A 458-nucleotide genomic window follows, 5' to 3' on the forward strand; every position below is an offset into this window, starting at 1 on the left:
ATCACGACCACGGATCCTGAAGGTGGGACTACCACTACGAAGGTCGATGGCAGCGGTGCCGTGACCGAAGTGACCAAGAACTGGTCAGACGGTGATAAGACGGTGGCCGTCGTGCAGACGACGCCAACGACCGATTCGAAGACGGGCGAGACTGGCACAACGAGCGTTGTGACGGTAACGGAAACGCCAAAGGATCAGCCAAGCTTGCCGGACGTTACAGTTAAGCCAGGTGAAAGTGTCAAGACCGGCAAGACGACGGTTACGAACGATAACCCTGGTGTCACCATGACCCACGACACGCCAGGAACGGATACTAAAGGTAACCCAACGACTGACCAGACGGGTGAGAACATCAACCCAGATGGGACCAGCTCATTCTTCAAGGTCGATGATGGTGTATCAGTTAACGCCGATGGTTACTACAACACGATCACGACCACGGATCCTGAAGGTGGGAC

Annotated in this window: 1 protein-coding gene; it reads left to right on the forward strand. The window is 55.2% G+C overall.

Annotated elements, in window-relative coordinates; all coding sequences use genetic code 11:
• On the forward strand, positions 1-458 hold a 458-nt coding region (locus FFM73_RS12840), incomplete at both ends, for a hypothetical protein (protein WP_373278682.1).

The sequence above is a fragment of the Secundilactobacillus hailunensis genome, assembly GCF_005405185.1.
Classification (GTDB): Bacteria; Bacillota; Bacilli; order Lactobacillales; family Lactobacillaceae; genus Secundilactobacillus; species Secundilactobacillus hailunensis.